The 2,900-nt window shown below is 33.1% G+C and carries 1 protein-coding gene and 1 pseudogene; both read right to left on the reverse strand.

Translation table 11 applies throughout. The annotated features are described in order from the left end of the window. A pseudogene (locus ACH2BO_RS09350) lies at positions 1-719 on the reverse strand (glycosyl hydrolase); the annotation flags it as partial. A gap of 461 nt (positions 720-1,180) precedes the next feature. Beyond that, positions 1,181-2,900: 1,4-alpha-glucan branching protein GlgB (glgB, locus tag ACH2BO_RS09355; protein WP_395044480.1), on the reverse strand; the 1,720-nt coding region annotated here is incomplete at its 5' end.

Genomic DNA, 2,900 nt, shown 5'->3' on the forward strand with positions numbered 1-2,900 from the left:
ACATCGCTCATTTTTGGACCATAGACAAAATAATAATTCATTTCGCCACCATCAGCCCAAAAACTGGTTACATTTTTGCGTTCGCTACTAAAATCGAAATAAGAACGAAAGGTATTGTCAAAAAATATTCCGTAGGAAATATTGTGGTGCAAACCGATATAAAATGGAACAACTTTGTATAATGGTTCTTGATCTTTTTGAAAAGCATATTGATCGGTAGCAAAATTTTCTAATCGTTTTCCTTTTAGATTTAGATGTGTAGCTTTGTCTCCAAGTCCGTAAAAACATTCTCCATCTTGAGATGTTTTACTCATTTTAATAATATTTCCACCAAATTCATAGGATTCTTCCCAATGAAAACCTATTTCGTCTTCTACAATTGCTTCGCCATTGAGTTCGTAGATTCCGATTCGCAAATCGTGTTTTTGAATTACTACATAAACTTTACTAGTTGTAATTCTGTAATGGCCTTTTTCGTCAGTAACTTCTAGAATATTATAACCATGCGATTGTGTTTTATCTATTGCATACGAAAAATCGTTGCTAAAATATCCTTTGGTTGTGTATCTAAAACGTATTAAACTATCTCTTAAAACTGTAACTTTTAAAATTACATTGTTGTCTGTATGAAAAAGAATTGAGTCGACTTCTTTTTCGTAAGATGTTATTTTTGAAGGAAATAAATCGCCTTTATATTCGAGTTCTGTATTGGTAATCATAGTTTAATAGATTTGTAATTTTGCGAAAATACGAATGTTGGGTGGTAATTTCAAATGTAATTTTATATGTTTTTAACTATTACGTTTGCGGTTGTTATTTTAAGACTCTAAAAAAAAATTGCCGCTAAGCCACTAAGGCGCAAAGTTTTTTTTTATTTTTTTTAAAACCATTAAGGTGTTAAGATTCATTAAGGTTTTTTTTGCCACTAAGTCGCTAAGGCGCAAAGTTTTTTTTAACCATTAAGTTATTTAAGTTAATTAAGTTTTGTTCTCGCAATACCGATAGCTATCGGTAGCTAAGGCGCAAAGGTGTGATTATTTTATATTTTTTTTAATTTCTTTCTAAAAACTAATACCTAACAGGTTAAAAAAAACCTGTTAGGATATAAAAATTGTATTTAATTCATGTAATTCGTGGCTAAAGACTTTGCAACTTAGTGGCAAAAAATCATTGTGTTTTTTTATCCAATTTTGAATACACAAACTGCTAATGGTGGTAAAACAACTTCGGCTGAAAATTCTCTTCCGTTCCATAATTCTTTTTCGATTTTTATTGGTTTTGGGTTGTTTATTCCGCTTCCGTTGTATTCTAATTTATCTGAATTAAAAATTTCTGTTAATTTAGCTTCGCTCAGTTCGGCTTTGCCTCGGGTTCCTTTTGCTGGTAATCCTATTCTGTAGGTTTGATGAACTACTGGCGTCATATTACAAACAATTATTAGGTTTTCTTTTTCTTTAGTTCCTTTTCTTATGTATGCTAAAACAGAATTTTGATTATCGGAATAATTTATCCATTCAAATCCTTCTGCACTAAATTGTTTTTCGTGCAACGCTGGATTATTTTTGTATAATGCATTTAAATCGGTTATACATTTTTTCATTCCGTCATGAAAACCGTATTGTAATAAATGCCAATCAAGACTTGATTCGAAATTCCATTCGGATGTTTGCCCAAATTCGCTTCCCATAAACAATAATTTAGTTCCTGGATGAGTGAACATATATCCGTAAAGCAATCGCAAGTTTGCAAATTTTTGCCATTCATCGCCTGTCATTCTGCCTTGAATGGAATGTTTGCCATAAACTACTTCGTCATGAGAAAGTGGTAACATAAAATTCTCTGTAAAGGCATACGTCATAGAAAATGTTAAATCGTTTTGATGGTATTTTCTATAGACACTTTCTTTTTGAAAATATTGTAATGTATCGTGCATCCAACCCATCATCCATTTCATTCCGAAACCTAATCCGCCAAGAAATGTTGGTCGTGAAACCATTGGAAAACTAGTGCTTTCTTCGGCAATTGTTTGAACATCTGGAAAATTAGAATATACTGCTTCGTTAAAATCTTTTAGAAAACTTATGGTGTCTAGATTTTCTCTTCCGCCATAAATATTTGGTTCCCATTCGCCATCATTTCTAGAATAATCTAAGTATAACATTGACGCCACAGCATCTACACGAAGTCCATCTGCGTGGTATTGTTGCAACCAAAAAATAGCATTACTTATTAAAAACGAACGTACTTCGTTACGACCATAATTAAAAACGAGACTTTTCCAATCAGGATGATATCCTTTTCTTAAATCTGGATGTTCGTATAAATTTGAACCGTCAAAAAATCCTAAACCGTGAGCATCACTAGGAAAATGTGATGGAACCCAATCTAGAATAACTCCAATTCCTGCTTGGTGTAATTTATCTACAAGGAACATAAAATCTTGTGGTTTACCGAAGCGAGATGTTGGCGCAAAATAACCTACCAGTTGGTAACCCCAAGATGGATCGTAAGGATATTCCATAATTGGCATAAACTCTACGTGAGTAAATCCTGTTTCTTTTACGTAGTTTACTAAATCTTCTGCAAGTTCTACATAGGTAAGAAATTTGCCTTCGCTGTTGCGTTTCCATGAACCAAGATGGACTTCGTATACCGAATGTGGTTTGTCTAATCCGTTTTTGTCTTTTCTGGTTTCCATCCATTTGGTATCTTTCCATTTATAGTCTAAATCCCAAATTATTGATGCTGTATGTGGTGGATTTTCGCAATACATTGCAAACGGATCGGCTTTTTCTGTAATGATTCCGTTGTTGTTGGATTGTATTTTATATTTATAGGAAGTTCCTCTTTCTACACCAGGAATAAAACCTTCCCAAATGCCCGAACTGTCCCAACGAACT

The organism is Flavobacterium sp. (genome assembly GCF_043773265.1).
Classification (GTDB): Bacteria; Bacteroidota; Bacteroidia; order Flavobacteriales; family Flavobacteriaceae; genus Flavobacterium.